Annotated in this window: 22 protein-coding genes, 1 tRNA gene and 1 pseudogene; 16 read left to right on the plus strand and 8 right to left on the minus strand. The window is 64.4% G+C overall.

What is annotated here, in order from left to right:
* Positions 1-8: 8 nt before the first annotated feature.
* The 6 genes and pseudogenes from KME82_RS27270 to KME82_RS23170 all read left to right on the plus strand — a co-directional run bounded on the left by KME82_RS27270 (position 9) and on the right by KME82_RS23170 (position 4,159).
* Positions 9-332, plus strand: a complete 324-nt coding sequence (locus KME82_RS27270) for a hypothetical protein (RefSeq protein WP_430538759.1) — start codon at positions 9-11, stop codon at positions 330-332.
* A 163-nt stretch (positions 333-495) separates the two neighbouring features.
* Complete coding sequence (locus KME82_RS23145; protein WP_215496110.1) at positions 496-648, plus strand: hypothetical protein; 153 nt, start codon at positions 496-498, stop codon at positions 646-648.
* A 95-nt stretch (positions 649-743) separates the two neighbouring features.
* Positions 744-1,713: pseudogene (locus tag KME82_RS27275) on the plus strand (LacI family DNA-binding transcriptional regulator).
* Positions 1,714-2,076: 363 nt separating this feature from the next.
* A complete protein-coding gene (kduI, locus tag KME82_RS23160) occupies positions 2,077-2,922 on the plus strand; it encodes a 5-dehydro-4-deoxy-D-glucuronate isomerase (protein ID WP_215496112.1) in 846 nt (281 codons plus the stop codon).
* A gap of 10 nt (positions 2,923-2,932) precedes the next feature.
* Positions 2,933-3,694, plus strand: a complete 762-nt coding sequence (kduD, locus tag KME82_RS23165; RefSeq protein WP_215496113.1) for a 2-dehydro-3-deoxy-D-gluconate 5-dehydrogenase KduD — start codon at positions 2,933-2,935, stop codon at positions 3,692-3,694.
* 24 nt (positions 3,695-3,718) lie between these two features.
* Positions 3,719-4,159, plus strand: coding sequence for a cupin domain-containing protein (locus tag KME82_RS23170; RefSeq protein ID WP_252255494.1), 441 nt, complete (start codon positions 3,719-3,721; stop codon positions 4,157-4,159).
* Between the two features lie 32 nt (positions 4,160-4,191).
* Here the strand turns inward: KME82_RS23170 and KME82_RS23175 are convergent, their stop codons facing one another.
* Positions 4,192-5,241, minus strand: a complete 1,050-nt coding sequence (locus KME82_RS23175; protein ID WP_215496115.1) for a LacI family DNA-binding transcriptional regulator — start codon at positions 5,239-5,241, stop codon at positions 4,192-4,194.
* Between the two features lie 560 nt (positions 5,242-5,801).
* Here KME82_RS23175 and KME82_RS23180 point away from each other — a divergent pair.
* From KME82_RS23180 to KME82_RS23190, 3 genes are all read left to right on the plus strand, one after another.
* Positions 5,802-6,596 carry a pectate lyase gene (locus KME82_RS23180; protein WP_215496116.1) on the plus strand — a complete coding sequence of 265 codons (795 nt, stop codon included), beginning with the start codon at positions 5,802-5,804 and terminating at the stop codon, positions 6,594-6,596.
* Positions 6,544-8,364, plus strand: coding sequence for a hypothetical protein (locus tag KME82_RS23185; protein ID WP_215496117.1), 1,821 nt, complete (start codon positions 6,544-6,546; stop codon positions 8,362-8,364). The genes KME82_RS23180 and KME82_RS23185 overlap by 53 nt, the downstream gene beginning before the upstream one ends.
* A gap of 419 nt (positions 8,365-8,783) precedes the next feature.
* Positions 8,784-10,253, plus strand: coding sequence for a hypothetical protein (locus KME82_RS23190; protein WP_215496118.1), 1,470 nt, complete (start codon positions 8,784-8,786; stop codon positions 10,251-10,253).
* Between the two features lie 328 nt (positions 10,254-10,581).
* Here the strand turns inward: KME82_RS23190 and KME82_RS23195 are convergent, their stop codons facing one another.
* The 4 genes from KME82_RS23195 to KME82_RS23210 all read right to left on the minus strand — a co-directional run bounded on the left by KME82_RS23195 (position 10,582) and on the right by KME82_RS23210 (position 16,190).
* Positions 10,582-12,345: a hypothetical protein gene (locus tag KME82_RS23195; RefSeq protein WP_215496119.1), complete on the minus strand. Its 1,764-nt coding sequence runs from the start codon at positions 12,343-12,345 to the stop codon at positions 10,582-10,584.
* 118 nt (positions 12,346-12,463) lie between these two features.
* On the minus strand, positions 12,464-12,886 hold the full coding sequence (locus KME82_RS23200) for a hypothetical protein (RefSeq protein WP_215496120.1): 423 nt from the start codon (positions 12,884-12,886) through the stop codon (positions 12,464-12,466).
* A gap of 700 nt (positions 12,887-13,586) precedes the next feature.
* Positions 13,587-13,662: transfer RNA gene (locus tag KME82_RS23205), tRNA-Ile, on the minus strand.
* Between the two features lie 215 nt (positions 13,663-13,877).
* A complete protein-coding gene (locus KME82_RS23210) occupies positions 13,878-16,190 on the minus strand; it encodes a GH92 family glycosyl hydrolase (RefSeq protein WP_252255496.1) in 2,313 nt (770 codons plus the stop codon).
* Between the two features lie 323 nt (positions 16,191-16,513).
* Between KME82_RS23210 and KME82_RS23215 the strand changes: the two genes are divergently transcribed.
* The 7 genes from KME82_RS23215 (at position 16,514) to KME82_RS26730 (ending at position 23,276) form a co-directional block, all read left to right on the plus strand.
* Complete coding sequence (locus tag KME82_RS23215; RefSeq protein ID WP_036105828.1) at positions 16,514-17,566, plus strand: LacI family DNA-binding transcriptional regulator; 1,053 nt, start codon at positions 16,514-16,516, stop codon at positions 17,564-17,566.
* Complete coding sequence (locus tag KME82_RS23220; RefSeq protein ID WP_215496121.1) at positions 17,563-18,861, plus strand: sugar MFS transporter; 1,299 nt, start codon at positions 17,563-17,565, stop codon at positions 18,859-18,861. Before KME82_RS23215 ends, KME82_RS23220 begins: the two co-directional genes overlap by 4 nt.
* Positions 18,861-19,898, plus strand: coding sequence for a carbohydrate kinase family protein (locus KME82_RS23225; RefSeq protein WP_215496122.1), 1,038 nt, complete (start codon positions 18,861-18,863; stop codon positions 19,896-19,898). The genes KME82_RS23220 and KME82_RS23225 overlap by 1 nt, the downstream gene beginning before the upstream one ends.
* Positions 19,895-21,109, plus strand: a complete 1,215-nt coding sequence (locus KME82_RS23230) for an AGE family epimerase/isomerase (protein ID WP_215496123.1) — start codon at positions 19,895-19,897, stop codon at positions 21,107-21,109. The genes KME82_RS23225 and KME82_RS23230 overlap by 4 nt, the downstream gene beginning before the upstream one ends.
* A 249-nt stretch (positions 21,110-21,358) precedes the next feature.
* Entirely contained in the window at positions 21,359-21,817 is a 459-nt protein-coding gene (locus KME82_RS23235) for a hypothetical protein (protein ID WP_215496124.1), read from the plus strand.
* Positions 21,818-21,894: 77 nt separating this feature from the next.
* The gene (locus KME82_RS23240; RefSeq protein WP_215496125.1) at positions 21,895-22,725 is read left to right on the plus strand and encodes a HEAT repeat domain-containing protein; all 831 of its coding nucleotides are present in this window, start codon (positions 21,895-21,897) and stop codon (positions 22,723-22,725) included.
* Between the two features lie 323 nt (positions 22,726-23,048).
* The gene (locus tag KME82_RS26730) at positions 23,049-23,276 is read left to right on the plus strand and encodes a SnoaL-like domain-containing protein (RefSeq protein WP_252255498.1); all 228 of its coding nucleotides are present in this window, start codon (positions 23,049-23,051) and stop codon (positions 23,274-23,276) included.
* A 153-nt stretch (positions 23,277-23,429) separates the two neighbouring features.
* Here KME82_RS26730 and KME82_RS23250 read toward each other — a convergent pair whose 3' ends face one another.
* The 3 genes from KME82_RS23250 to rpoD all read right to left on the minus strand — a co-directional run bounded on the left by KME82_RS23250 (position 23,430) and on the right by rpoD (position 26,564).
* Positions 23,430-23,906 (minus strand): hypothetical protein, encoded by a 477-nt coding sequence (locus tag KME82_RS23250; RefSeq protein WP_215496126.1) that lies wholly within the window; start codon positions 23,904-23,906, stop codon positions 23,430-23,432.
* A 155-nt stretch (positions 23,907-24,061) separates the two neighbouring features.
* Complete coding sequence (locus KME82_RS23255; protein ID WP_215496127.1) at positions 24,062-24,562, minus strand: hypothetical protein; 501 nt, start codon at positions 24,560-24,562, stop codon at positions 24,062-24,064.
* A 136-nt stretch (positions 24,563-24,698) separates the two neighbouring features.
* Complete coding sequence (gene rpoD / locus KME82_RS23260; RefSeq protein ID WP_056106814.1) at positions 24,699-26,564, minus strand: RNA polymerase sigma factor RpoD; 1,866 nt, start codon at positions 26,562-26,564, stop codon at positions 24,699-24,701.
* Positions 26,565-26,620 lie beyond the last annotated feature (56 nt).

Consider the following 26,620-nt stretch of genomic DNA (forward strand, 5'->3'; position numbering starts at 1 on the left):
TTCCGCAGATGGCCAAGCGCGGCTTCGATCGCGACTTCGCCGTCAATGTCACCATGACCGCGGCGATGGTCGCGCGGGTGCCGCTCGATCTGTTGGCGGGCGGGCGGCATTTCGATCGGACCGTGTTCGCCGCGCTGATGCCCGCGCTGCTGATGATGGTGGATATGACGTTGGATCATCGCTCGGTCGCGGCTTCGCGGTCGCGGCGGGCTTGCCGCTGGCGGTTGTCTCGTCGCCGGCATTCGCGGCGCATCTTCACCGGCGCGGATGTCGGCGGCGAGAGCGGTGGTGATCTGCTGTATGGGTGCGCTGGCGGATGCGCTGGTGGATGAGGCGCTTGGCGCGCGCGCGCGGCGGGTGGCGGATCGGGCGGCGGTCGCGGGTGATGGCGGGGATTTGTTGTTGTGATTGCTGACCGCGGGATGGATTTGAGGATGGTGGCACGTTCATGGGCTGATCATCATCTGGCCGAGATGGATGATCATCGGCGGGGGAGTGATCTCTGGTTGGAAGGGCGGCATATTTCATCGCCGGCTGGGCTCGGTGCTGTTCGGATCGGGGCGTGGTGCTGGGTTCTGGCTGTCGGCGCTGGCGGTGCTGCTGGTGTGGCGCTGTCGCAGTTGGGGGTTGTGGTTGCTCAAGCACTGATACGGGCGGGCGCGGGTTCCTGCGACCGCTGTAGACGCGGACACGCGCGCACGGTGTGAACGGCGATGCGGGCTATTAGAAACGCTCCTCCGGCCATGCCGCGCAAGAAAACTGAAGCACCTGTTCCGGCCCAGGCGCGGACGATCCCGGATCGGGCCAAGACGATCAACGACATCGCGCGCTTGGCCGACGTGTCGAAGAAGACCGTGTCGCGGGTGCTCAACCAGTCGCCGCTGGTGCATCAGGAAACCCGCGAGCGGGTCGAAGCGGTGATGCGCGAGTTCAACTACACCCCCGATCCGTTCGCGCGCGGGCTGGCGTTTCGCCGCTCGTTCCTGATCGGCATGGTCTACGACGCAGAGGATCGTGATGGCTGATCGATCGGTTTCGAACTGGTCGTGCATGCGAGCCGCAGTTTGAGACGGTGTGCGCGTGCGCTGCTGCAGCGCGTGCGGATGCTGGGTGGGAAGTGGTATTGGCGACATGGCCGTGGTTGCGCATCGCCTCGGTGGGAAGGTGCTGCGCAGGTCATCGGACGACCGCGACGGCGCCGCCGAAGCGGCCGACTATCTGCAATCGCTGGGCCATCGCGACATCGCCCTGATCACGGGTCCGTCCAGCTATCGCTCGGCCCACGAGCGCACCGCCGGTTTCGTCGATGCGTTGGCCAAACGCGGAATAGAACTGCCGTCCACGCGCATCGTCGAGGCCGGTTACACCTTCGAATCGGGCGTCGCGGCGGCGGAACTGCTGCTCTCCGGCGGCCAGCGGCCGAGCGCGATCTTCACCGGCAACGACGAAATGGCCGCGGGCGTGTACAAGGTCGCGCTGCGCTCGGGCATCAGCATTCCGCAGCAGTTGTCGGTGATCGGTTTCGATGACAGCCCGCTGGCCTCGCGGCTGTGGCCGGCGCTCAGTTCGGTGCGCCTGCCGGTGCGCGACATGGGCCGGATCGCCGCCTCGATGCTGCTGCAGCCCGAATCCGGCGCCGCCGCGGTGGTGGCGTCGGCCAGCGTGCGGCCGCATCTGATCGTGCGCGATTCCTGCCAGCCGCCGGCGTATTGAGCGAGCAAGAGTGCGGCCGCATCGACAGCGATCGCGCGCGAAAGCAGGCGCGTCCTGAGCTTGTGACCGCGCGTCGGTTGCGGCTTGCTGCGCAATAGTAGAACGCCGGCCACCGATCCGGCGTCACGCGGCCGGCGAATCCCGCGGCGAATTGACGCAGCGAATGCGATCACAACCCTGCATACGCTCATCCGCGATGCCTCGCCCACAGGGCTGCCGGCAACGCAGACACCGCGATGAATCCCGACCGCCCACGCCCTCCGGACGGCCCTTGTCCAGGCTAATGACACCGGTTACCTTTCGGGACTAGAATCGCTCGAAACCGACGCCGCGCCGTGCGCACCGCTTCCAGGGAGTTCCCCGATGTTCCAAAAGACGTATCACGCGACCCACCCGGACATGATGGCCGGCGCCAGCAACCAGCAACTGCGCGACCGCTATCTGATCGGCGATCTGTTCGCCGAAGGCGAGGTGCGCCTGAACTATTCGCACAACGAACGTTTCGTGATCGGCGGCGCGGCGCCCACGCATGCGCCGGTCAGTCTGCCGGTCCACAGCGAACCGGCCTCGGCCGCGGGCAAGCCGTTTCTCGAGCGCCGCGAACTGGGCATCGTCAACGTCGGCAGCGGCGCCGGCACGGTCGTGGTCGATGGGCAAAGCTATTCGCTGCAGCCCAGAGACGGCCTGTACGTGCCGATGGGCAGCGCCGAAGTGACCTTCGCCTCCATCGATGCCGCGCAGCCGGCCAAGTTCTATCTCGCTTCGACGCCGGCGCACGCGCGCTACGAAACCGTGCATATCTCGATCGACCAGGCCGTGCCGCTGCAGCGCGGCGCGCTGGAAACCTCGAACGAACGCACGATCTATCAGTACATCGTCCCGGCCACCTGCCGCTCGTGCCAGTTGCTGCTGGGGTTGACCGTGCTCAAGCCGGGCAGCGTGTGGAACACCATGCCGCCGCACCTGCACGATCGCCGCTCGGAGGTGTATTTCTACTTCGATCTGGGCGATCAGCGGGTCATGCACTTCATGGGCGAACCGGCCGACATGCGCCATCTGGTGATCGGCAACGACGAGGCCGTGGTCTCGCCGCCGTGGTCGATCCACATGGGCTCGGGCACCAAGAACTACTGCTTCATCTGGGCGATGGGCGGCGAGAACCTCGACTACACCGACATGCATCAACTCGACATCTGCCAGCTCAAGTGAGGATGCGCGCGTGAGCCACGACCATCCTTTCAGCCTGAGCGGCAAAGTCGCCCTGGTCACCGGCGCCAATCGCGGCCTGGGCCAGGGCATCGCGGTCGCGCTCGCGCAAGCCGGCGCCGACATCGCCTGCCTCGCCAGCGGCTCCTCGCAGGACACCCTCGAGCAGGTGCGCGGCCTGGGCCGGCGCGCGCATGCGATCCAGGCCGATCTGTCGAGCCTGGAACCGATCGAGCGCATCGTCGACGACACCGTGCGGACGCTGGGCGGCATCGACATCCTGGTCAACAACGCCGGCCTGATCCGGCGCATGGACGCGATCGATTTCAGCGAGGCCGATTGGGATGCGGTGATGAACGTCAATCTCAAGAGCGCGTTCTTTCTCGCCCAGGCCGCCGGCAAGCGCATGATCGCCGGCGGACGCGGCAAGATCATCAACATCGCCTCGATGCTGTCGTTCCAGGGCGGCATCCGCGTGCCCTCCTACACCGCCAGCAAATCCGGCCTGGCCGGGATCACCCGTCTGCTCGCCAACGAATGGGCCGGCAAGGGGCTGAACGTCAATGCGATCGCGCCGGGCTACATGAGCACCGACAACACCGCGCAACTGCGCGCCGACGAGTCGCGCAACCGCGACATCCTCGCGCGGATTCCGGCCGGTCGTTGGGGCGAGCCGTCCGATCTTGGCGGCGCGGCGGTGTTCCTGGCCAGCCGCGCCTCGGACTACGTCAACGGCGCGATCGTGCCGGTCGATGGAGGCTGGCTGGCTCGCTGACGTCCCATCGGAGGAGCTTTCATGATGAATCTCCAGGTCTTCAAATACGCCGTCGTCATTGCGTCGGCGATCTCGGCACCCATCGTCCTGGCCACCGATCGCGACCGGCCCTCGCGTTCGGATTCGTATGTCGAGCGAGCCGCCGACATCGCGGTGGAGCAGCCTGGACCGCACGAAGGCGACGGCACGACGACCGCATATCCGTTCTTCGAACACGCAAGCGATTTCGACCTCGTGTTCCGCCGACGCGCGCTGCACCCCGGTGCGTCGATCGGCGAGCATACCAACGACAAAGACGAGATCTATTACATCGTGTCGGGACGCGGCGAACTGATGCTGGACGGAAAACGAAGCCAGGTCGCCGCCGGCGATGCGGTCTTGACGCGAAACGGCAGTCGCCACGGCCTTCGCCAGATCGGCGCGCAAGACCTGAGCATCATCGTCGTCTACAGGCGCAAACGCTGAGGATTCGATGCAACCGCGGGATTGCGACGAATTCAGCACGCATCCGACGGTTGCCCGGCCGGTGCCCCCGTAGAATCGCGAATGGTGAGGCGAGGCGTCACCGCCGCCTGCCAACCGATCATCGCAGCCGCGGCCTTGTCCGCTGACGTGCGACCCAGCAACGACTGCACCGCCAGGCGTCCGACATCACAAACCGGCAAGTGGATCGTGGTCAGGCTGGGCCAAAGTTGCGACGCCAACGGGCTGTCGTCGTAACCCACCACCGACAGGTCGTCCGGGATCGACAGCCCCAGACGCATGGCGGCCTTGTAGATGCCCGCCGCCATCTCGTCGTTGCAGGCGAAGATCGCGGTCGGTCGCGGCGTCTGCGCCAGCAGATACTCCGCGCCGGCCACCCCGGATTCGAACGTATAGCTGCCCAGATACACGCATTTCGACGACAGCCCGACGTCGCTTTCGGCCAGGTGCTGGGCGAAACCTTCCGCGCGCTCGATCGACGAGCGATAGCGCCGCGGCCCGGTGATCACGCCCAGTCGCCGATGCCCCAATGAAAGCAGGTGATGGGCGGCTTCGACGCCGGCCTGGCGATCGCGCGTCAGCACCGTTCGCATCGGGTCGTCCAGGGGGATCGAGGCGACGCGGACATAGCGGCAACCCGTTTCGCGCAGCGCGCTCGCCAGCAGTTCGTCTTCCGATACGCGCGGAATCAGGATCAACCCGTGCAATTTGTGCTGCAGACCGAAACGGCGCACGCCGTCGACGTAGTCGGAACGATTGCTGTCGCAGGGATGCACGACCAGTTCGAAACCGGTGCCCTTCAAGGCGTCGAGCACGCTGCGCTGGATCTCGATGACGTAGTGCGCGGTGGGGTTGTCGTAGACCAGCCCGATCAACTTTCGCCGCGGAGCGACCAAGGCCGGCATTTGATTGCCGCCTGGATAACGCAGGCCGCTCATCAGCTCAAGGATGCGGTTGCGGGTCTCGGCATTGACCAACGGCGACTCGTTGATCACCCGCGAAACTGTCTTCGCCGAAACATTGGCCAGCCGCGCGATGTCGTCCACGGTCGACGACCCGGCCATCGCCGTGCGGTTTGCGAGCGCCGATCCGCGCGACGTCCCGTCACCAAGCCCACGCGCGCGTTTCGCCCTGGACATGTCGTCTTGCATCATCCTGATCGCCAGAATATGACACCGGTAGCCATACGCTAGCAGAGGCCCGTATCAGGCGCATGTTGCGATGCGGGAAGATCGCTGGATTCGCCGGAGGGCGGGCCGATCTGGAACCGCCGTCATACGCCGCACCGGCGCTTTCGTGCGCTACATCAACCGTCGCGATCCGATCATCGAATCGAACCGTCGAATTCGCCTGATGCGGTGCGACCGACGTCATGGAAACAACCATCGCGAGCGACACGAAACACCGATCGAATCGACCCGCAACGCGGCATTGAACACTTGTCCCCGGACAACACGCTTGTCCGGGGACATCGCCGCGACCGCGATCCGATACAGGCGTTGTGACTCGCATCATCATGCTGCGCCGCACGGGCTCCCTATAACTGACGCCCGCTGCAGTCATGCGACGACGTCGATGCAGCACGGATGACATTCCAATCAACTTGCTGAAGGAGAGTTCGATCATGAACAAGGTACAAGGCTTCCGGCACTGCATCTATCTGGCGCTGCTGTTGGTGTCTCCTTCCTGCTTCGCGCTGGATCTTCCGAACGTGTGCAAGACCATCGACATAGGCAGCGGAAGCGGCATCAAGACCATCACCGTCGATGGCGAGACCTACGACGCGGCCCAGCGCAACAACTGCGCTGCCGGCACCGCGGTGCGCTATGTCGGCGACCCCGGCGATCAGACCGAAAAGCAGAAACCGACCTTCATCCTGAGGAACAACGCGGTACTGCGGAACGTGGTGATCGGCGACGGTTCGAAATCCGGAACCAACCGCAATTACCGCGGCCGCGGTGGCGACGGCATCCATTGCTACGGTACTTGCACGCTGTCGGAGGTCTATTGGGACGATGTCGGCGAAGACGCGGCCACCTTCAAGAACAACAAGGCGTCCGACGTGTTTCTCGTCCAGGGCGGCGGAGCGCGGCTCGCGAAGGACAAGGTCTTCCAGCACAACGGCCCGGGCACGATGAAGATCGAATACTTCGAGATCGAGAAGGCCGGCAAGCTGTACCGCTCATGCGGCAACTGCTCGACGCAGTACAGCCGGACCGTACAGATCAGCAATGTCGTGGCCACCGACACCGGCGCGATCGCCGGCATCAACTCGCGCTACGCCAACGGCGTGACCGGCGACAAGGCCGTGCTCACCAGCGTTTCCACCTCCGGGCGCAAATGCGTCGAATATCTCGGACTGACCAGTGGCGAACCCGACGAAATCTCGCCGGTTCCCGGGGCCTGCACGATCAGGTAAGGCCCTTTCGCGAACGCCATGCCGTTGCCGTTGCCATCGTCCGCGGCCGCCGACTCGCAAGCACCGCAGGCGTTCTCGGCAGCCATCGTCGAATAGCGCGACCGCACGCAGGTCCGCTGTCGCGATCCGAAGATCAACCGACCGATCGCGCGTGCTGCGCGCGATCACTGGAGTCCACATGCAAACCATCGCCAGCCGTAGTGCACTGCAGATCGCGTGCGCAGTCGTTTCAGTGCCCTCGTTACGCTTCAGCCACAAAACCATGCGACGGAGCGGCCGATGCTTGGTTGCAGCGTTGATCCTCGGCATCGCAAGCCTCATGCCGGCCGCGGCCGCGGGCATTTCGATGTACAACATCGAAGGCTATGCGGCGGCCAGCGTCACCGGCGGCGGCTACATCGCCGAAACCGACGCCAAGTACCGGCGCGTGACCACCCCGGCCGGCTTCATCGCCGCGCTGCGCGCCGCGCGCACGTCGAGTTCCACCCCGGTCAAGGTCATCGAGATCGCCAACGATCTCGACATGGGCTGGAACGAAGTCGACGACGCGGCCCGCGCCGACGGGTTGCTGCGCCAGAACAAGGCGCCGAAGAAGCATCCTTCGTTGATCGCCAGCGGCGTGTCCCTGCTCGACGTGACGAACTTCAACGGCTTGACCATCTACTCCAAGAACGGATCCACCCTGCGGCATGTCGAACTCAACATCAAAAGCGGAACCAACCTGGTCTTGCGCAATCTGCGATTCGACGAGCTGTGGGAATGGGACGAGGGGACGCGCGGCGACTACGACAGCAACGACTGGGATTTCGTCACCCTCGGCGACGGCGGCGGCGTCACCTCGGGCATCTGGATCGACCACTGCAGTTTCACCAAAGCCTATGACGGCGTGGTCGACATCAAGAAGGGCGCAAACAACATCACCGTGTCGTGGATCGAAACCGTTCCTCCGGCCAGCGGACCGGGCAGCTTCGTGGCGCGCCAGTTCGATTATCTCGAAGCCAATCGATCGGCCAATGCGATGTACGACTTCCTGCGCGGCTTCTTCAGCAAACAGCAGATCATCGACATTTCGCTGCCGCAGAAGAAGGGACACCTGATCGGCTCCAACGATCTCGAAGGGATTTCGTCCTATACGGTGACCCTGCACCACAACCACTACCGCGACCTGCAAGACCGCATGCCGCGATTGCGCGGCGGCGACGTGCATGCCTACAACCTGTACGTCGACAGCTCCAATGCGCGGATCATGAAGGCGACCCGCGACGCCGTCGTCCAGGCCAATCCGGCGCTGCGTGCCAAGGTCGAGGGCAGTTCGCCGACCTACAAGTTCGATGTGGTGTTGAATGGTTCGGTATCCACCGAAGGTGGAGCGGTCCAGGTCGAGCGCAGCTTGTTCTGGGGCGTGTTCACGGTGCTGAGGAACAATCAGACCGATCCCGACGATTCACGCTACACCGGCGCGATCCGGGCCTTCGACGTCCGCCATGTGCTGTTTGCGAGCGATACCCAGTACATGCCGGTGTCGTCGCAGCAGGCGACGTTCCTCGATCGCGGCATCGTGTGGGCGCGTTGGGAAGGAGACAGCGGCGCGGCCGGAAGCACGCTCGGCCCGGCCCAGGCAGCGCAGGTTCCGTTCGTCTGGCGCAATGGCGTGCCTTCGTACCCGATGACGCTGCATCAGGTCGATGAGCTCGGCGCCTTGCGCGCTTCGATGGGCGCCGGAAAGATAAGCATGACGGCGCAGCAATGGATGCGGGTGGTGAACTGAGCCAGCCGCGATCGTGGCTCGAACGCCCGGCTCGCGCCTGTCGCGGGCCGGGATTTTGAATTGCCAAAACCCAGAAGTTCTATCACTTCACGCCGACACCTAATGCGACGCGCCGGCCGGGCTTTTCCAGCGCACAGGATACAGGCCTGATCGGTCGCTACGTCGCGTCGCCCGATCCTGCACAGGTGGGAGCCGGGTCCATCGTGTCAGCGCGAGGCTGGCTCGATGTTGCGGCCGGACTACTCGTCTGCCGATCCAACTTTGGTGCCGCATCCAGGAGCGCAGCTGCGCGGGCGTCGCAGCCCGGTGCTAGCGAAGGTGAGCGTTCTTTCTCGATAACGATCACGGTCGGCAACTGCTGCGTGCAGTGAACTTAAGAGGCGGCGAGCACGCGCCGCTTCGTCACCGGAGATATGCAGATGCACATCATGCGTATAACGCTATTGAAGGCCGCCGTGATCGGAACAACCGTCGTACTGGGGCCGGGTTCCGCTCTTGCTCAAATGCAGGAGCTGGGCACGCTCGGGGGAAACGTTTGCACCGCTGAGAACACAAACGACAACGGGGCGGTGATTGGCACCTGTCGAGACATGGACGGCGACATCGTCGCGGCCTACTGGGCGCCAGGATCGGCTGCGCCTGTCCCTTTGCCGACCCTTGAAGCAGATGGTCCCTGCGATGTTTATGACATCAACAACGCCAATATCGCGGCCGGGAACTGTGAGTTCGGCGCTGCGGGCGAGCGATTGCCTGTTCGCTGGAACACGACCCTGCCGGGCAGCGCCCCTCAGCAGCTCAATCCCAGCGGAGCGCAAGCCAAAGCGGCCGCGTCGATCATCAACCACGCCGGCACGGTCGCAGGCGTCAGCATTGAGAGCAATGGCAGCTCTCACACCGTGATCTGGAAGCCAGGTCAAGCCACACCAACGACATTGCCCGAACTCGGCCTGCTTCCTCCGCTGCTGCCAACCAGCACCGAATGCCAGATAGCCGATATGAGCGACGGCGCCAGCCCGATCGTCGTGGGGTCCTGCCAGCTGCGCAATGGAGGCAGCGTCGCCGTCAAATGGAAGCCGGGATTGCTGGGCTATGGCGTTACGGAACTGCCGCGTCTGCCGGGTGGCTCAAATTGCGCGGCCGCGGCCGTCAATGGCGCGGAACAAGTCGCAGGAACCTGCGAAAACGCGGTGGGCGACATCGTGGCGGTTCGGTGGACCTCGAACGGCGCCGATCTGACGTGGCTCGATGGCCTGGCTGCGACGGGCGTATCGCGTCAGCAATTGTCGGTTGTCGATATGAATGAAGCGGGCATCATTGTCGGAAACTACGTCACCGATAGCGGATTCGGACAAGCCTTCGTGTGGGCGCCAATGGGCAATCCAGAAACCGAGACTGGATTGGACGTCGGAAGCTTGGGCGGCTTCTGGACCAAGGCCATAGACATCGCGGACAACGGCTATGTGGTTGGCATCGCACAGAACGGCAATGGCTTGGGGGAAGGTTTTTTATGGACCCCGGTGTCTGAGATATCCGGTCTTGGCACGCTTGGTGGCTTTACCAGTGGCGTAGCTGCCCTGAGCGACAACGGGAATTGGTGGACGGGTGCGAGTCAGGTGGTCGCCGGATATCCGCACGCTTACCTTGATGGCGCTCAGAAGCGGGCGACGCGGAAAATCGATAGCGCGTTGCTTTCGAGCGAGGCAGAGAGAACGAAGAGCGCATCGGGCGGAAACTACACAACGAGGTACGACAACGTCGATGTCGAACAAATATTGAAGAGTGATCGACTTTTTAATAACTACTTCAAATGCCTTATGGACAAGGGGCGCTGCACGCCAGATGGTCAGGAGCTGAAAAGGATTCAGCCCGATGCGCTAGCGGCTCATTGAACTGGGGCATGGACCTGTGCGTATGCCGATCGTTTCGTCCGGCCAGGGCGTGGAGTCGATGGGCACACCGCATCTTCCACTGCGAACCTAAACGACGGATTGACGCTGGCGCGACTCTGTGGCCGTGCCCCGCATTAGAAATCGGCGTGGAATGAGCCGTGATTTCAGGCCGGGTTGCGCGCCGTGTATGCGGACGCGAGCCGCGGCCTGTCGAGATTCGGCAAGGTTGCGACCATGTCGCGCGGCGAACGCGTAGCCTGTGTCGCGGCGTGGCGGAGAGGAACACGCCTGGCCCGGAAGCGAGAACGCTTCCGGGCCCGTGCATTACCTAGTACACCAAATACTCCAGACGTTTCGCGCTCAACTCCGCGGACGATTCGTTGCGCACGTCGGCGCTGAAGCCTTGCCCCGTCAGGGTGCCCTGGTTGATCAGGAAGCTGAAGATACTCGGACCCTTGCCTGTTGTTTTGTCCCTGGGGTATTGCGCGTTGCCGTGGCAGCCCATGCATCCGCCCATCACCAGTTGATCGGTATTCGGAGGCAACTTCTTCACGCCCAGGATGCTCGGCAACCCGCGCTTGGCAAGCAGGGTGAATTGCTTCTGGTCGGGATCGGGATCCTTGACGCCGCCCTTGAACAACTGGATGCCAGGCTGGCTGCTCTCGACCACGATATTCGCCAGGTAAAAGTCCTGGGTCAGCGGATCGGGCTTGGCCGGCGTGACGGAGCTGTCCTGGCTCGTGGGCAACACCTGAAGCCCCACGAGACGGTAGTACCGCCACACCGAGTTCTTGAACGCGGGTGTGCTGGCCATGGCCTGCTGGACTTCGTTGTTGACCTCAAAGACGGCGCTGGTCGCCACCGGTGGATTCTGGACCTTGATCGGACCGGAGAACCCGGCAGGCACGGTGAATTTTCCGGGGATGACATCGTAGCCGTGAGCGCTGTCTATCGCGCCCGCCAAGGGCAGCGTGACCGCCGTGCGGTTGGAGCCCGAATTTAGGATCGCCGTCGGCCGCGTTCCTGCCGGCACCGATGCATCGTATTGCATCTCGTCATACAGATTGATGAGATACAACCCGGTGTCTTTGTTGTCCGGCGTGGTCAGACTGTCCACCTGCTCGAAGGTGGTGTAGACGAACGTCGGATAGTTTTCCATCTTGCGCAGGATGTGCAGGCCGACCAGACCGAAGGTGGCCACCCGAGCCTGGGTCACGCCATTGACCTTGTAGTAGTACAACGCCTCGGCGGTGTGATAGCGGCCGGACGCGATCAACTCGGGCGTCATTTCCCGCCACGCCGACTTGACCTCCACCGATTCGCTCTGGTTCGTCGCGTTGGGAGGCAATTCGAGCGAAGCCGGGGGATTGCCCGCGTTGTAGATGGATTTTATGTAGTCGTATTCGACCGGATTCACCTTGGCCTGGAACAAGATGATGTGATCGTCCTGGGGATTGGCCGACGGCGTGTTGCCGTTTTTCGGGAAGAAGATCTGGTTCTGGCCGATCTGGGTGTTTTCGTCGAGATTGTTGAATCGCGCGTCGGTCGAGGCGACCTTCAAATTCGCCTGGAAGACGTACTGAGGATCCAGGGTGGCGAGGTTCCCACTGGGAGCCGATCCGGCGGGGAACAGCTCCGAGCGGTGAGCGAAGGTTTCCCAGACCAACTGATTGCTGCTGAAGTTAGAAGCGGCGGTTCTGCCGCTCTGGTAGAAGTCGCCGGCGCCGGATGCGGCGAAGTTGCGGCTCGGATCGATGCTTCCCCGCACCACCGGCGACTTGCCGGCGGCATCGACGCCATTCTTCTGCGCGGGGGAATTGAAGTGGATGAACTGCCGCCAGGCAAAGCGGGCGTATTCGGCGTGGGTGATGTTGGGGTTGTAGGGGTCGTAGTTGTACGCCGGCGGGGCGGCGGGCAGAGCCGCCGGGGTCGCGGTCAAGTCAGCCGGCGTGATCGGTGCGCCGCCCGGAAACGGGGTTTCCTGATCCTTGGAGATCGCTGAAACCGCGGCAGTGGGTTCGGTTTTCGTACACGCTGCAGACATCGCCAGCACACTGGCGAGTGCGCCGAACATAATGATCCTGGTCTTCATTGCCGCACTCCGTCATTGTTGCGCCGCGCGGCGAATCCACGCGATCCATCGCGGCAGCCATGGGAATTCATGAGTTGTCATGCCGCCCCGCTTCGGTCGGGAACGGGGCGGAAGCGGGTCAGCCCACGTACTGGTACCACTGGATTACGAAGCTGGTGTCGTTGTAATCGTTATCGGTACCGTCTTCGGTAACGTATAAGGTGCCGCCACCGAAGATCTTGTTGATGAAGAACACGACTGGCGTGCCTGCCGAGACCTTCGGAACGTAGGGCCCGCTGCTGCCGAACTGGACTTGCATCCCGGACGCCATGGTGAACCTGCCGGCTCCGTTCTGAAGGAAGCCGACATTTACGCCGCTGCCCGAGATCGGGAAGGTCGCCTGGCTACCATCCAGGCAATAGAAACTGATGGGGTTGCCGTTGGCGTCGATGATCTGGACGTATTGCGTGTATTCGGCCTGATGCATCGCCGTGAACGTCACGAGCTTGCCGTCGGGAATGTAGGCCAGGGATTGAGCGGCCGACCATTGGACGTCTGCCATAACGGAATCTCCTTATATCTGTTTGGCTTCCAGGACTGAGTGAGGCGGCGCTGCCGCCTTCACCGACTGTGATGCCATGGGCTCCGTGGAACCGCAGCCGCATGGCACATGCTTACCGGAACAGCGTCGTCGAGCAGTTTGTGGATCATGAAGTTTTCTTCCGCCGGCTCACGTCGACAGCGTCGTGCGTGGCGGTGCGGAACTGTTGCAAGCACACTTCGAATGGGCGCTACCGCTCTGGCGACAGCTCCACCATTCACAGGAATCGTTCCCTACTCCCCTCCCGGCCCAGCTCGACTTCCGTCAAAACACACGGGCCTGAATCAGGACCTCGTGCTTCGCGCGGCGACGTTCCTTTATCGACGACACAGGGCGATAAGCGACGAAGCAGTCTCAAGGCTCACGGATAGCCTCTCTGCGATTCAACGGAAACACCGTCGCCTTAGGTTCAAGCCTCTGCGTCTTGGCGCATCACCAGCTACTACGCTGTTAAGCGGAAGCTGCGGCCAATTCTTTTGATCGATGCTTGATTGGGCTCACAAAATTTGGCTTCTGTTTCGCGCCAATGCGACTTCGATCGCAAAAGCATCCGTAGCCAACGGGTGAGAAGTTCCATGCGTACAGCGGCCGAATCGGCGCTGATGCTTCGGAGAAAAAGTCGAATTGCCCTGAGGGGAGGAAAACACCCTCGGTGCGACAGTGGTGGGCCCACCAGGATTCGAACCTGGAACCAAAGGATTATGAGTCCTCTGCTCTAACCGTTGAGCTATAGGCCCGCGCGAGGCGCGAGCGGGAATTCTAATGGCTTGGCGGGGCTGGCGTAAGGCGCGGCCGAGAAGATGGATACGAAAAGGCCCGGATGCGAGCGCCCGGGCCTTTCGTGGTTACGTCAAATGCCGTGGTTCGGCTCGGGGTTGCGGCGCGGCGGCTCGTCGGCGCGTCAACCGGCCGCGGCGGCTGCGGGCGATCATCCAGCCCAGCACCACCGCCCTCACCGCCCCACACTCATCGAATACGGCCGCAACTTCGGATCCGTCGCCCACGCCTTGTTCGGCTGCGCCTGCATCACGAAGCGCAGTTCCCCGCCCGCAACGATTTCCTCATGCCGCAGGAAGCTGCGATTCAACGGCTTGCCGTTGAGGGTCGCGCTGCCGATGTAGGTATGCGCCTCGTCCAACCCCTCGGCGATCACGCTGAAGCGCTTGCCGTTGGGCAGGTTGAGGGTGGCGCGCGGCAGGAACGGGCGGCCGATGGCGTATTCGTTGCTCGCCGGGGCGACGGGGTAGAAGCCCAGGGCGGTGAAGACGTACCAGGCCGACATTTGGCCGAGGTCGTCGTTGCCGGCCAGGCCGTCGGGGCGCGGGGCGTATTGGGTCGCCATGATCTGCTTGAGGCGCTCCTGGGTACGCCAGGGTTGGCCGGCGTAGCCGTACAGGTAGGCGACGTGGTGGCTGGGTTCGTTGCCGTGCGCGTACCAGCCGATCAGGCCGGTGATGTCTTCCATGTGTTCGAAGATTTTCGGGTCGACCTTGGCGTCGAACACCTGGTCGAGTTTGTCGACCAGTTTGGCGTCGCCGCCGAGCGCCTGGGTCAGGCCGGCGACGTCCTGCGGCACGTACCACGAGTACTGCCAGGCGTTGCCCTCGGTGTAGTCGCTGCCGTAGCCGCTGACGGTCGGGTCGAAGGGTTCGCGGAAGCTGCCGTCGCGTTTGCGGGCGCGCATGAATCCACTCGACGCGTCGAAAGCATGTTTCCAGTTACCCGCGCGCTTGGAGAATTGCGCGGCGATGTCCTTGCGCCCCATATCGGCAGCCACGCGCGAAATCGTCCAATCGTCGAACGCGTATTCAAGGGTCTTCGACGCGGCCTCGCCTTCTTCGTCGATCGGCACGTAGCCCAGTTCCATGTACTGGGCGATGCCGTCGTAGGGACCGTAACTCGCGCTGGCGACCATCGCGTCCAGCGCTTCCTTGGTGTCGTAGCCGCGGATGCCTTTCATGTAGGCGTCGGCGATCACCGGCACGGCGTGGTAGCCGACCATGCACCAGGTTTCCTGGCCGTGGAACGCCCACACCGGCAGGATGCCGTAGGGGCTGTCGCGGCGCGAGGCCAGCAGCGAGTTGATGAAGTCGTTGTTGCGTTGTTCGGGTTGCACCAGGGTCAGCAGCGGGTGCAACGCGCGGTAGGTGTCCCACAGCGAGAAGGTCGAGTGGTAACGAAAGCCTTTGGCCTGATGCACGGCGTTGTCGGGCCCGCGATAACGGCCGTCGCTGTCCATGAACAAGCTCGGCCCCATCAGCGTGTGGTACAGCGCGGTGTAGAAGCTCTTGCGCATCGGCTCGGGCGCGTCGGCGTCGATCGCCGACAAGGCCTGCGACCAGGTCGCGCGCGCCTTCGCGCGCACGGCGTCGAAATCGAAGCCGGGCACTTCGGCTTCGAGGTTGGCGATCGCGTTGTCTTCGCTGACCGGCGAGATCGACACTTTCACCACCAACTCCTTGCCGGCGGCGTCGTTGAAATCGAAGCTGCCGACCAGTTGCCGGCCTTCGATCTGCGCGCGCTTGCTCGGGTCTTTCTCGCCCGGCGGCGGGAAGCCCTTGTAGGCGACGTCGGCCTCGGTGTCGTGGAAACCGTGGCCGCTGACCGGCCGCGAGAAGCGCATCGCGAAATACACCTGCCGCCCCGGCGCCCAGCCACGGGTTTCGCGGAAACCGGTGACCGTGCCATCCGCGCGCAGACGCAGGCGCGACCACAGCACCTTGCCCGGGTAGTCGTACAGGCTGGTGCGCAGGTCGATCAGCACATGCGCGGCCTGCCCTTGCGGGAACCGGTAGCGGTGCACGCCGACGCGCTCGCTCGCGGTGAGTTCGGCGCGGATCTTGTAGTCGTCTAGGGTGACGGCGTAGTAGCCCGGCTGGGCGACTTCGTCGTCGTGGCGGAAGCTCGATCGGTAACCGCTGCGCGCGAGCTTGGAATCGCCGCGTTCGAGTTTCACCTCGCCGGCGATCGGCATCAGCAGCACATCGCCCAGGTCGGAATGGCCGGTGCCGGAAAAATGCGTGTGCGAGAAGCCGACGATGCTGCTGTCGCTGTAGCGATAACCGGCGGCCCAGCCGTAGGCGTCCTTGCGCGGCTTGATCTCGGTGTCGGGGCTGAGCTGGATCATCCCGAACGGCACGGTCGCGCCGGGGAAGGTGTGGCCTTCCCCGCCGGTGCCGATGAACGGGTCGACCGCCTCATAGGCGCGGCGACCGGCCTCGCCTGCGGGCGCGGCGTCCGCGACGAAGGTGCAGGCCACCAACATGGCGGCACTCAGGCCACGCCATAAACGGCGCGCGCCGCGTGCCATGGCGGTAGGCTGGGGCAATTGGGTCGGCCGGGTCATCCGGAGCACTCCATCTCAGACAGGATCGGGGTGGGGCCGGCCGCCTGGGGTTCGGGGCCGGACACTTTTAGATCGTTCTAAATACGGGCAAGCTAACACGGCCCCTGGACGCGTTCATGCTGCATTGCAGAATGCAGGGACGGGCCTCAAGCCGCAGGATGACGGCATTTAGAACGATCCAAAAGCCTTCAGCGCGAGCCCGCCATGATCTGCGACCGCCCCATCCCAGCGAGGTGCCACCGATGAACGACGCGCCCGCCCCCCGAGGCCGGGTCACCCTGGCCGACATCGCCCGTGCCTGCGGCCTGTCGCGCGCGACCGTGTCGCTGGTGCTGCGCGGCAGTCCGCTGGTCCACAGCGAGACCCGGGCCCGGGTCGAGGCCGAGCTCAAGCGCCAAGGCTACGTCTATCACCGCGGCGCGGCCAACCTGCGGCGCAAGGTGTCGACCGGCGTGGCGCTGGTGATCAACGACCTGTCCAATCCGTTCTTCGCCGAATTCGCCGCCGGCGTAGACGAATGGCTGGCCACCGCCGGCTTCGTCACCCTGCTCGGCAGCACCAACGAGTCGGTCGAACGCCAGCAGGCGGTGCTGACCTCGCTGATGGAGCACGACCCGGCCGGGATCATCCTGTCGCCGGCCGAAGGCAGCGACGGCGCGCGGGTGCGCGCCCAGGTCGGCGGACGCACGCCGGTGCTGGTGTTCAACCGCGAGCTCGACGCCACCGACTGGGATTTCCTCGCCCTCGACAACACCCACGGCGCGCGCCTGGCGACGCGCCATCTGCTCGAACGTGGCCATCGCCGGATCGCGTTCTTCGGCGGCCATCGCGATTCGTCCTCGTGCCGGCAGCGCCGCCAGGGCTATCGCGAGGCGTTGGCCGAAGCCGGCATCGAGCCCGAACCGCAGTGGCTGGTCGAATGCGCGCCCACGCGCCTGGAAGCCGCGCAACAGACCGGCGCGCTGTTCGTGCGCGATCCCGCGCCGACCGCGGCGGTCTGCTACAACGACGCGGTCGCGCTGGGCCTGATGGCCGGATTGGTCGCGCGCGGCCGCCGTCCCGGCGGCGATTTCGCGGTGATCGGGTTCGACGATATTCCCGAAGCCTCGGTCGCCTCGCCCACGCTCACCACCATCGCGGTCGACCCGCGCGCGCGCGGCCGCCAGGCCGCCGAACTGATCCTCAAGCGCCTGCGCGAACCCGAGCTGCCGCGCGCCCACACCGTCGCCCCGGTCCGGCTGCAGGCACGCAGCAGCAGCGAGGTGCTTGTTCCGCCGTCCGGAGAGTCCGCATGAGTCGTCGCGACATGTCCTACACCGCCGCGCTGGCGGTGGTGACCATCATCTTCTTCACCTGGGGCGGGCTGACCAGCCTCAACGACGTGCTGATCCCGCATCTGAAGAACGTGTTTCAGATGAACTACACCGAGTCGATGCTGATCCAGTCGACGTTCTTCGGCGCCTACTTCCTGATGTCGCTGCCGGCGAGCAAGGTGGTGGCGATGTACGGCTACAAGAACAGCATCGTGATCGGCCTGATCGTCGCGGCGATCGGCGCGGCGATGTTCTTCCCGGCCGCGCGCCTGCCCTCGTATCCGTTGTTCCTGAGCGCGCTGTTCGTGCTCGCCAGCGGCATCACCCTGCTGCAAGTGTCGGCCAATCCCTACATCAGCCTGCTCGGCGATCCGGCCGGCGCGCCGAGCCGCCTGAATCTGGCGCAAGCGCTCAATTCGCTGGGCACCACTGTGTTCCCGTACGTGATCGGCCCGCTGATCCTGGCCGGCGCGGCGCTCAGCGTCGATGAACTGGCGGCCAAACCGGTCGCCGAGCAGATCGCCTACCGCGCGCACGAAGCGGCATCGGTGCAGATTCCGTACATGATCATCGCCGCCGGCCTGCTGCTGCTCGCGGTGTTCGTCTACACCATGCGCATCCCCTCGCTCGCCGAAGCCACCGAGAGCGCCGATCCGGTGCATCACAGCTTCGCCGAAGTGCTGGAGCAGAAGCACCTGTTCTTCGGCGTGATCGCGATCTTCGTCTACGTCGGCGCGGAAGTATCGATCGGCAGCTTCCTGATCAACTACATCTCCGCGCCGGAGATCGGCAACATGGATCACGCCACCGCGAGCGAGCATCTGCCGTACTACTGGGGCGGCGCGATGGTTGGCCGCTTCATCGGCGCGGCGCTGCTGCAACGCTTCGATGCGCGCCGATTGCTGGCGTTGTTCGCGGTGGTCGCGATGGTTCTGCTCGCGCTGACCATGCTGACCCAGGGCACGGTGTCGATGTGGGCGGTGCTGGCGATCGGCCTGTTCAACTCGATCATGTTCCCGACCATTTTCACCATCGCGATCGAACGGCTCGGGCCGCTGACCAGCAAGGCCTCCAGCCTGCTGATCATGGGCATCGTCGGCGGCGCGCTGATTCCATTGCTGCAGGGCGTGCTGTCGGATCGCTTCGGCATCCAGCATTCGTTCGTGCTGCCGTTGGCGTGCTACGCCTTCATCGTCTGGTACGGCCTGAGCGGCTCGCGCATTCGCGCCGGCCAGGGCCAGCACGCCAACGCCCAGGCTTCCGGAGTGATGCATTGATGTCTGCTGCACCCGTGGTATCCGATTCCACTCCATCGCATCCATCGTCGTCGCGCGGCGGCGCCATCGTGTGCTTCGGCGAGGCGTTGATCGACTTTCTCGCCCGCCCATCCAAGGTCGCGGGCGAGCCGCGCCATTTCGTCGAATACGCCGGCGGCGCGCCGGCCAATGTCGCGGTCGCGGCGGCGCGGCTGGGCGGCAACGCGCGCTTCGTCGGCATGCTCGGCGAAGACATGTTCGGCGACTTCCTGGCCGAACAGTTCGAGCATTACGGCGTCGATACCCGACACGTGGTGCGCACCGACCAGGCCAAGACCGCGCTGGCGTTCGTCTCGCTCGACGGCCACGGCGAACGCAGCTTCAGTTTCTATCGGCCGCCCGCCGCCGACCTGCTGTTCCGCGACTCGGACTTCAGCGTCGACAGCTTCGTCGACGCGGGCGTGTTCCATGTCTGCTCCAACAGCCTGACCGAGGAAGCGATCGCCGCGGCGACCCTGGCCGGCATGCGCCGCGCGCGCATGGCCGGCGCCTTGGTCAGCATGGACATGAACCTGCGTCCGTCGCTGTGGCCCAGCGAGGTCGATCCCGCGCCGCGATTGCTGGCCGCGTTGCTGGAAGCCGACCTGATCAAGCTGTGCCAGAGCGAACTGGATTTCCTCGCCCGCCATCTCGGCGGCGAACGGGCCGCATTGCAGCGTCTGTGGGTCGGTTACGCGACCTGCGTGCTGATCACCGACGGCGCCACCCCGATCCGCTGGCATACCCGCACGCGATCGGGCGAAGTGGCGACGTTCAAGATCGCGCCGGCCGACACCACCGGCGCCGGCGATGCCTTTGTCGGCGGCCTGCTGCACCGTCTGGCCGCGTTGAAGGTCGACGCGGCGAATTTCACCGACTTCCTCGAACGCGAGAGCGATTTCGTCGACGCGCTGCGCTATGCCGCCGCGGTCGGCGCGCTCGCCACCACCCGCCATGGCGCGTTCGCGGCGATGCCCAGCGCCGCCGAGGTCGAACGCCTGATGCAGGAGCAAGCATGAATCTTCCCGCACATCCGCTGCCCGATTTCCGTCAGGCCGACGTGTTGCGCGCGCATGTCGCCGACACGATGGCGTTCTACGATCCGGTCGCGCTCGATCCGGACGGCGGGTTCTTCCATTATTTTCGCGACGACGGCTCGGTGTACGACGCATCGCACCGGCACTTGGTCAGCAGCACCCGCTTCGTCTTCAACTATGCGATGGCGGCGATCGAGTTCGAGCGCGAGGACTACCGCGAACGCGCCCGCCACGGCCTGCGCTATCTGCGCCAGGCGCATCGCAATCCGATCGGCGGCGGCTACGCCTGGACGATCCGCGACGGCGTCGCCGAAGACCGGATGAATCACTGCTACGGCGTGGCGTTCGTCTTGCTCGCCTACTCGACCGCGCTCAAGGCCGGCATCGAGGAAGCGGCGGCGTGGATGGACGAAACCTGGGATCTGCTCGAAGCGTGCTTCTGGGAAACCGACCACGGCCTGTACCGCGACGAAGCCGACGCCGACTGGAATTTCAGCGATTACCGCGGCCAGAACGCCAACATGCACATGTGCGAGGCGATGCTGGCCGCGTTCGAGGCGAGCGGCAAGACGCGTTATCTCGACCGCGCGCTGACGCTGGCGCAGAACATGACCCAGCGCCAGGCCGCGCAGGCCGGCGGGCTGGTGTGGGAGCACTACGATCGCGACTGGAGCATCGACTGGGACTATCACCGCGACGATCCCAAGCACCTGTTCCGCCCGTGGGGTTTCCAGCCCGGCCATCAGACCGAGTGGGCGAAGCTGTTGCTGATCCTGGATCGTCACCTGTCCGCGCGCGGCGATGCGCCGCAGTGGCTGGTGCCGACCGCGCGGCATCTGTTCGATGTCGCGGTCGCGCGCTCCTGGGACGAGGCGCGCGGCGGCCTGTACTACGGCTTCGCGCCCGACGGTTCGGTCTGCGACGACGACAAGTATTTCTGGGTGCAGGCCGAATCGCTGGCGACCGCGGCATTGCTCGGCGCGCGCACCGGCGAGGACAGGTACTGGCAGTGGTACGACAAGCTGTGGGCCTATGCGTGGAACCACATGGTCGATCACCGCTACGGCGCCTGGTATCGGATCCTGGACGCCGACAACCGCAAGTACGACGACGAAAAGAGCCCGGCCGGCAAGACCGACTACCACACCATGGGCGCGTGCTACGAAGTGATGCGGCTGTTGCGGCAACCGTAACCCTTTGGAACGCTGGCAGGAGCCGCGCGCGTCGAGAGCAAGTGCATTTCACCCAATCGGTCGGCGCTGGCTGGACACGCGGGTCCGGATGAGCCGCGGGGCGCATACAGCATTTTATTTGTGCATTTAAAGAACTTTTTATTGCGTCATATTCCACATCATAGACGCCACTATTTCTATTGCAGACATTCGCTTCACATACCCTTCGTAGGCTCGGGTTGTCACTGACGGCAAACGAAAGGGGACCGCATGAAAATCGTTTCGGTAAGCCTGCTGTTGTTGGCCGGCCTGTCCGCGTCCGGGATCGTCGCCGCACAGGCGTGTCCGGGCAAACTCATTGCAATGAAGGTCATCCGCCAGGGCTATCCGGACGGCCCGAAGTTGGGCGAATTGCAGCTCTACTGGGACGCCGCCTCGGGCAAGAACTGCGCGCGTACCGTGCATTCCGCGAGGACCTGGGACAAGCCGCATTGGACCGAGGTGCGGATGAGCACCTGCACGCGCAGCAACTACGATCCTCGCTATGGCAGCTGCGCTTCGGGCGCACCGTCCAAGGTCGACCAGAAGGTCTACCGGTTCCAGGCAGGGCCCATCAGCCTGCCGGGCGAGAACCGCTGCGTATCTGCTCAGGGCGGCATCGACGCGGTCGCCAACAGGCCCGGCGGCGTCCACACCTATATAAACACCATTTCCGGACACTGCCGCTGACATTCCGCCAGGGCGTCCACCGCTGCGCGCGACAGTGCATCGGCGATACTCGTCATCCGATGGACAGAACTCCCGACGTGCCCATTCGCCGTTCCAGGCACCCGGCCGGTTACGCCGCGATCGCGGCTGTCGCGTTCGCGTGCGGCTGGTTCACCGCCAGTTGGTCCAAGGGACGCGGCGGGCATGGCGAAGTTCGCTCCGCTGCGGTGGCGAGCGCCGCGGCGTCCGCGGCGCCGCCTTCGGCGGCGGGTCCCCTGCTCGAAGAAGGCGATGAGATGGACGGCGGCGATGCCCATCCGCGACGCGAAGGCTCAGTCGCCGGCATCGCATCCGTCGACGACCTGAACCGATCCGCCCTGCTCGCCGCGCTGAATTGCTCGGACAGTGGGCAAGAGACGAAATCGCAAGGTTGCCTCGCGCAACTTGCCCGGTTTTCGCTGTCCGACCCGCAGATCCGCGACACCTTCCTGGACTACCTCGCGGCGACGCGCGATCCCTCGCGCAGGCAAGAGGTCATCTCCGCGATGACCCCGAGCCCGCTGTCGACCGACCAGCTCGCGCCCTTGCTAGCGCAGATCCAGTCGCTGCGAGAAGCCGAGGATCCGCGCATCCGCGCCGCCGGTTTGGTGAGTCTCGCGCAGTGGGACCGCAGCGCGGCAATCGAACGGCCGCTGCGCGAAGGCCTGGACGATGCCGATCCGGACGTGGTGCGCGCGGCGATGACTGCGGTGTCGCTGTCCAACGCGCGCAGCGACGAGCTCAAGCAGACCTTGCTGCTGCTTGCCGGCGACAGCCCGCCGGGCTCCGAACTGCGCGACGCCGCGGTCACCGCGCTGCGCGACTTCAGCCTCGACGCGCGCGAGTTCGCGATCTATCAACACCTCGCGGGATCGGCCCGCCTCCCCTGAGGCGTCGCAGCGGCGGCCTCACGCCGCGCCGCTTGCCCAGCCCCCAGAACCGGCGCAGCAGCATCACTCCGCTCATGCGCCGTTCGTCGAAAGCGCGAAACGTCATGCGCGGTCACTGACATCCGTGCGCAGTCGCACGACAGCCACGCGCCTATGCGGGCCGTTCCTTTCTCGCAGCGCCGCCATGGACATCCAGCAGATCGCCAATCGCTACGTCGACCTGTGCCGCGCAGGCAAGCACGAACAGATCCAGGACGAGTTGTACGCCGACGATGCGGTCAGCCTGGAAGCGCCCGGCAACGAGGCCGGCCCCGCTCGGCAACGTGCAAGGTCTCGACGCGATTCGCGCGAAGGGCCGCGCGTTCCAGGCGGACGTGAGCGAAGTCCACGACAGCTGGCGCAGCGACGCGGTGGTCGGCGGCCACTGGTTCAGCGTCGCGATGGGCATCGATGCGACCTGCAAGAGCCTGGGCCGCATGCCGATGGCCGAGGTCGCGGTGTATCGGGTGCGCGACGGCAAGATCGTGCATGAGCAGTTCTTTTACGGCTGAGCCGCAGCGCGTACCGGGCCAGCAGCATTGGCCGAGTCCGCTCGGCCGCACAAACGAAACAAACCTGGTCGTTGGGCCTGCTTCGGCCCAAACTGGGTCGCCGCGTGGTTCCGCATCAGGCAGCCAAATCCCGTCGGCACCCCGCGAACGGCCTCAAGCGAACTCGACGCCGAATCCATAGATGGCGATAGCGACCACGAGCACCGCTACCGCCACCAGAGCGAGCACAGCCAATAAACCGATACCCGCGGCGACCCAATTGGAACGCATCGGCAATCCTGCCGCGACGCGCGCAGCGATCGCATCGCCTTGCGGCGTCTGCTTCAGCCAATAGCTGACCACGGCCATTTGCGGAATCAGATAGACCACGCCGGGGATCTTTTCCGGCAGCAGCAACGACAGCACCACCACGGTGACAATGCCGGCCAATCCGGACCAACGCGCTTTACGCGCCAGGTCGTGTTGACCCAGCGCATCGTGATTCATGGCGAGCACCCAACCGCCGGCGAGGATCGACCCCATGAAGGTGGCGATGTAAATCCCGCTGGTGCGGAACACAGGCAGTCCGGCATCGCCTTGCACATCGAGAATGGCACTGGCGGGGGCTTCGTAAGGGTTGTTGGAATCCATTCGTTGTTCTCCTGATGGTCATCGCGTCGTTACGCGGGATAGCTATCGGTGGCCGGACCAACGCCCGACGGTTTGACGTGGTCTTCGTGCCTGGAGGATCGTCTCGACTGCGCGCGCCGGAGCACCGGGCGATGCCCGTCCAAGGTATCGCCATCTTATCCGCCCGCAATGGCACGCAGACCAAGGGCGAGCAGCAGGAACCACAACATCAGCGTCGCCCAAACCCCAGCGATCAAGCCCGCGCTCGCCAGCCATGAGCGCATCGGCAACCTGGCACGGTAACGCGCACTCAATTCCTCGCCCTGCAGCCAATAGGCCAGGGTACCGACGATCATCGCCTGGATCAGCATCGATATCGTCAAGTCGATCCAGGTGAAACTGCTGTCGTGGTTGTAGCTCAACACGAGCAGCACGTGACTGAAGGCAACGACGAACGGCGCGACCAACGCGAGCGCCGCAATTCGCAACCCCCACGACAGACGCTTGCTGCCATGAGCCGCATAGTTCAGCGCGATCATGAGCAAGCCGGCGACCGAGGTCGCCAGCACGGTGGCGATGATGATCGCTCCGAGGTTGAACCATGATTGCCGCGGATCGAGCGCCGGATCGCGGAAGGGGGCGGTCGGAGCCACGCGGGTGTAAATGCCTTCGTTCATGACGGTGTATCCACATGGCGGCGGCGCGGCCGCGATCGGACGATATCACCGCCGACCGCTGCTGCGAACGCGTCCGCCAAAACGCAACAGGCCCCGCGAACGGGGCCTGTTTCTTGCACACTTTTTGCTGACTCGATCAATCGATATCGAGGAAGCTGCGCAGCTGCTCCGACCGGCTCGGATGACGCAGCTTGCGCAGCGCCTTCGCTTCGATCTGACGGATGCGCTCGCGGGTCACGTCGAACTGCTTGCCGACTTCTTCCAGGGTGTGATCGGTGTTCATGTCGATGCCGAAGCGCATGCGCAACACCTTGGCCTCGCGCGGGGTCAGGCCGGCGAGCACGTCGCGGACCGTTTCCGACAGGTTGATGTTGGTGGTGGCTTCGACCGGGGACTCCACGTTGGTGTCCTCGATGAAGTCGCCCAGGTGCGAGTCTTCGTCGTCGCCGATCGGAGTTTCCATCGAGATGGGCTCCTTGGCGATCTTCATGACCTTGCGGATCTTGTCCTCGGGCATGTCCATTTCTTTCGCAAGCTCTTCCGGCGTGGCCTCGCGGCCGTACTGCTGGAGCATCTGGCGCGAGATGCGGTTGAGCTTGTTGATCGTCTCGATCATGTGCACCGGGATACGGATGGTGCGGGCCTGATCGGCGATCGAACGGGTGATGGCCTGACGGATCCACCACGTGGCGTAGGTCGAGAACTTGAAGCCGCGACGGAATTCGAACTTGTCGACCGCCTTCATCAGGCCGATGTTGCCTTCCTGGATCAGATCGAGGAACTGCAGGCCGCGGTTGGTGTACTTCTTGGCGATCGAGATCACCAGGCGCAGGTTGGCCTCGACCATTTCCTTCTTGGCCTTGCGCGCCTTGGCTTCGCCGTAGGCCATCGCGCGGCTGATTTCCTTGATGTCGTTCAAGGTCAGCAGCGAGGCCTGTTCGATCTCGATCGTCGTCTGCTGTTCGACGATGATCTGATCCTTGACGTCGCGCAGGCCCGACGACCACTTCTGCTTGCGCTTGAGCAGTTCGTCGACCCATTCCAGATTGGTCTGGTTGCCTTCCCACGCGCGGATGAAATCCTTGCGCGGCATCTTGGCGACGCGGGTGGCCAGATCCAGGATCTTGCGCTCGCGGTCCTTGATCGAACCGACCACGTCGCGCAGGTTGCGCATCAGGCTGTCGGTCAGGGCGAGCGGCAGCTTGAGGGTGACGAACACCGCGGCGATGTCTTCGCGCAGCTTGGTCACGGTCTTGTGGCCGGCGCCGTTCTTGGCCTGGGCCTTGACGAACTTGCCGTACAGGTCGGCGATGGCCTCCATGCGCGCGGCGACTTCGACCGGGTCGGGACCGGAGGTGGTTTCCTCGGCGTCGGCATCGTCGCCGGCGGCTTCGACTTCTTCGTCGTCGTCCGCGTCGGCGTCGGCTTCGGCCACCACCACCGGCGGCGCCGGCGGTTCGGGTTCTTCGTCGAGATGATCGTTGAAGCCCACGACGATCTCGGCCAGGCGCTTCTTGCCGGCCTTGTGGGTTTCGTAGTCCTCCAGGATCAGCTGGATGGTGGACGGGAACAGAGCGAGCGAAGCCTGGACCTGGTTGAGGCCTTCTTCGATGCGCTTGGCGATGGCGATTTCGCCTTCGCGGGTCAGCAGTTCCACCGTGCCCATTTCGCGCATGTACATGCGCACCGGGTCGGTGGTACGGCCGCCTTCGCCGTCGAGCGCAGTCAGCGCCGCCGCGGCTTCTTCAGCGGCGGTGTCGTCGACTTCGCGGTTACCGGTATTGCCGTCGGCGAGCAACAGCGTTTCGGCATCGGGCGCAACTTCATGCACCTCGATGCCCATGCCGTTGATCATGCCGATGATGTCTTCGATCTGCTCGGCGTCGACGAGATCGTCGGGCAGGTGATCGTTGACCTCGGCATAGGTCAGATAGCCCTGCTCCAAGCCCTTGCTGATCAGGAGCTTGATATCGGACGGAGGGGGCTGACGTTCGTTGGCCATGGGCTGCGCCACCGCGCTATTGAGGGTAGGGAACGCTCCAGTATAGCAGGTCCGGG

This window comes from Lysobacter capsici, assembly GCF_018732085.1.
Classification (GTDB): domain Bacteria; phylum Pseudomonadota; class Gammaproteobacteria; order Xanthomonadales; family Xanthomonadaceae; genus Lysobacter; species Lysobacter capsici_A.

Excerpts from the sequence above, each read along its gene's own strand:
- KME82_RS27270 (WP_430538759.1), top strand. The coding sequence starts at position 9 with ATGGCCAAGCGCGGCTTCGATCGCGACTTCGCCGTCAATGTCACCATG.
- kduI (WP_215496112.1), top strand. The coding sequence starts at position 2,077 with ATGTTCCAAAAGACGTATCACGCGACCCACCCGGACATGATGGCCGGC.
- KME82_RS23170 (WP_252255494.1), top strand. The coding sequence starts at position 3,719 with ATGAATCTCCAGGTCTTCAAATACGCCGTCGTCATTGCGTCGGCGATC.
- KME82_RS23175 (WP_215496115.1), bottom strand. The coding sequence starts at position 5,241 with ATGGCCGGGTCGTCGACCGTGGACGACATCGCGCGGCTGGCCAATGTT.
- KME82_RS23180 (WP_215496116.1), top strand. The coding sequence starts at position 5,802 with ATGAACAAGGTACAAGGCTTCCGGCACTGCATCTATCTGGCGCTGCTG.
- KME82_RS23190 (WP_215496118.1), top strand. The coding sequence starts at position 8,784 with ATGCACATCATGCGTATAACGCTATTGAAGGCCGCCGTGATCGGAACA.
- KME82_RS23195 (WP_215496119.1), bottom strand. The coding sequence starts at position 12,345 with ATGAAGACCAGGATCATTATGTTCGGCGCACTCGCCAGTGTGCTGGCG.
- KME82_RS23200 (WP_215496120.1), bottom strand. The coding sequence starts at position 12,886 with ATGGCAGACGTCCAATGGTCGGCCGCTCAATCCCTGGCCTACATTCCC.
- KME82_RS23210 (WP_252255496.1), bottom strand. The coding sequence starts at position 16,190 with ATGTTGGTGGCCTGCACCTTCGTCGCGGACGCCGCGCCCGCAGGCGAG.
- KME82_RS23215 (WP_036105828.1), top strand. The coding sequence starts at position 16,514 with ATGAACGACGCGCCCGCCCCCCGAGGCCGGGTCACCCTGGCCGACATC.
- KME82_RS23220 (WP_215496121.1), top strand. The coding sequence starts at position 17,563 with ATGAGTCGTCGCGACATGTCCTACACCGCCGCGCTGGCGGTGGTGACC.
- KME82_RS23225 (WP_215496122.1), top strand. The coding sequence starts at position 18,861 with ATGTCTGCTGCACCCGTGGTATCCGATTCCACTCCATCGCATCCATCG.
- KME82_RS23230 (WP_215496123.1), top strand. The coding sequence starts at position 19,895 with ATGAATCTTCCCGCACATCCGCTGCCCGATTTCCGTCAGGCCGACGTG.
- KME82_RS23235 (WP_215496124.1), top strand. The coding sequence starts at position 21,359 with ATGAAAATCGTTTCGGTAAGCCTGCTGTTGTTGGCCGGCCTGTCCGCG.
- KME82_RS23250 (WP_215496126.1), bottom strand. The coding sequence starts at position 23,906 with ATGGATTCCAACAACCCTTACGAAGCCCCCGCCAGTGCCATTCTCGAT.
- KME82_RS23255 (WP_215496127.1), bottom strand. The coding sequence starts at position 24,562 with ATGAACGAAGGCATTTACACCCGCGTGGCTCCGACCGCCCCCTTCCGC.
- rpoD (WP_056106814.1), bottom strand. The coding sequence starts at position 26,564 with ATGGCCAACGAACGTCAGCCCCCTCCGTCCGATATCAAGCTCCTGATC.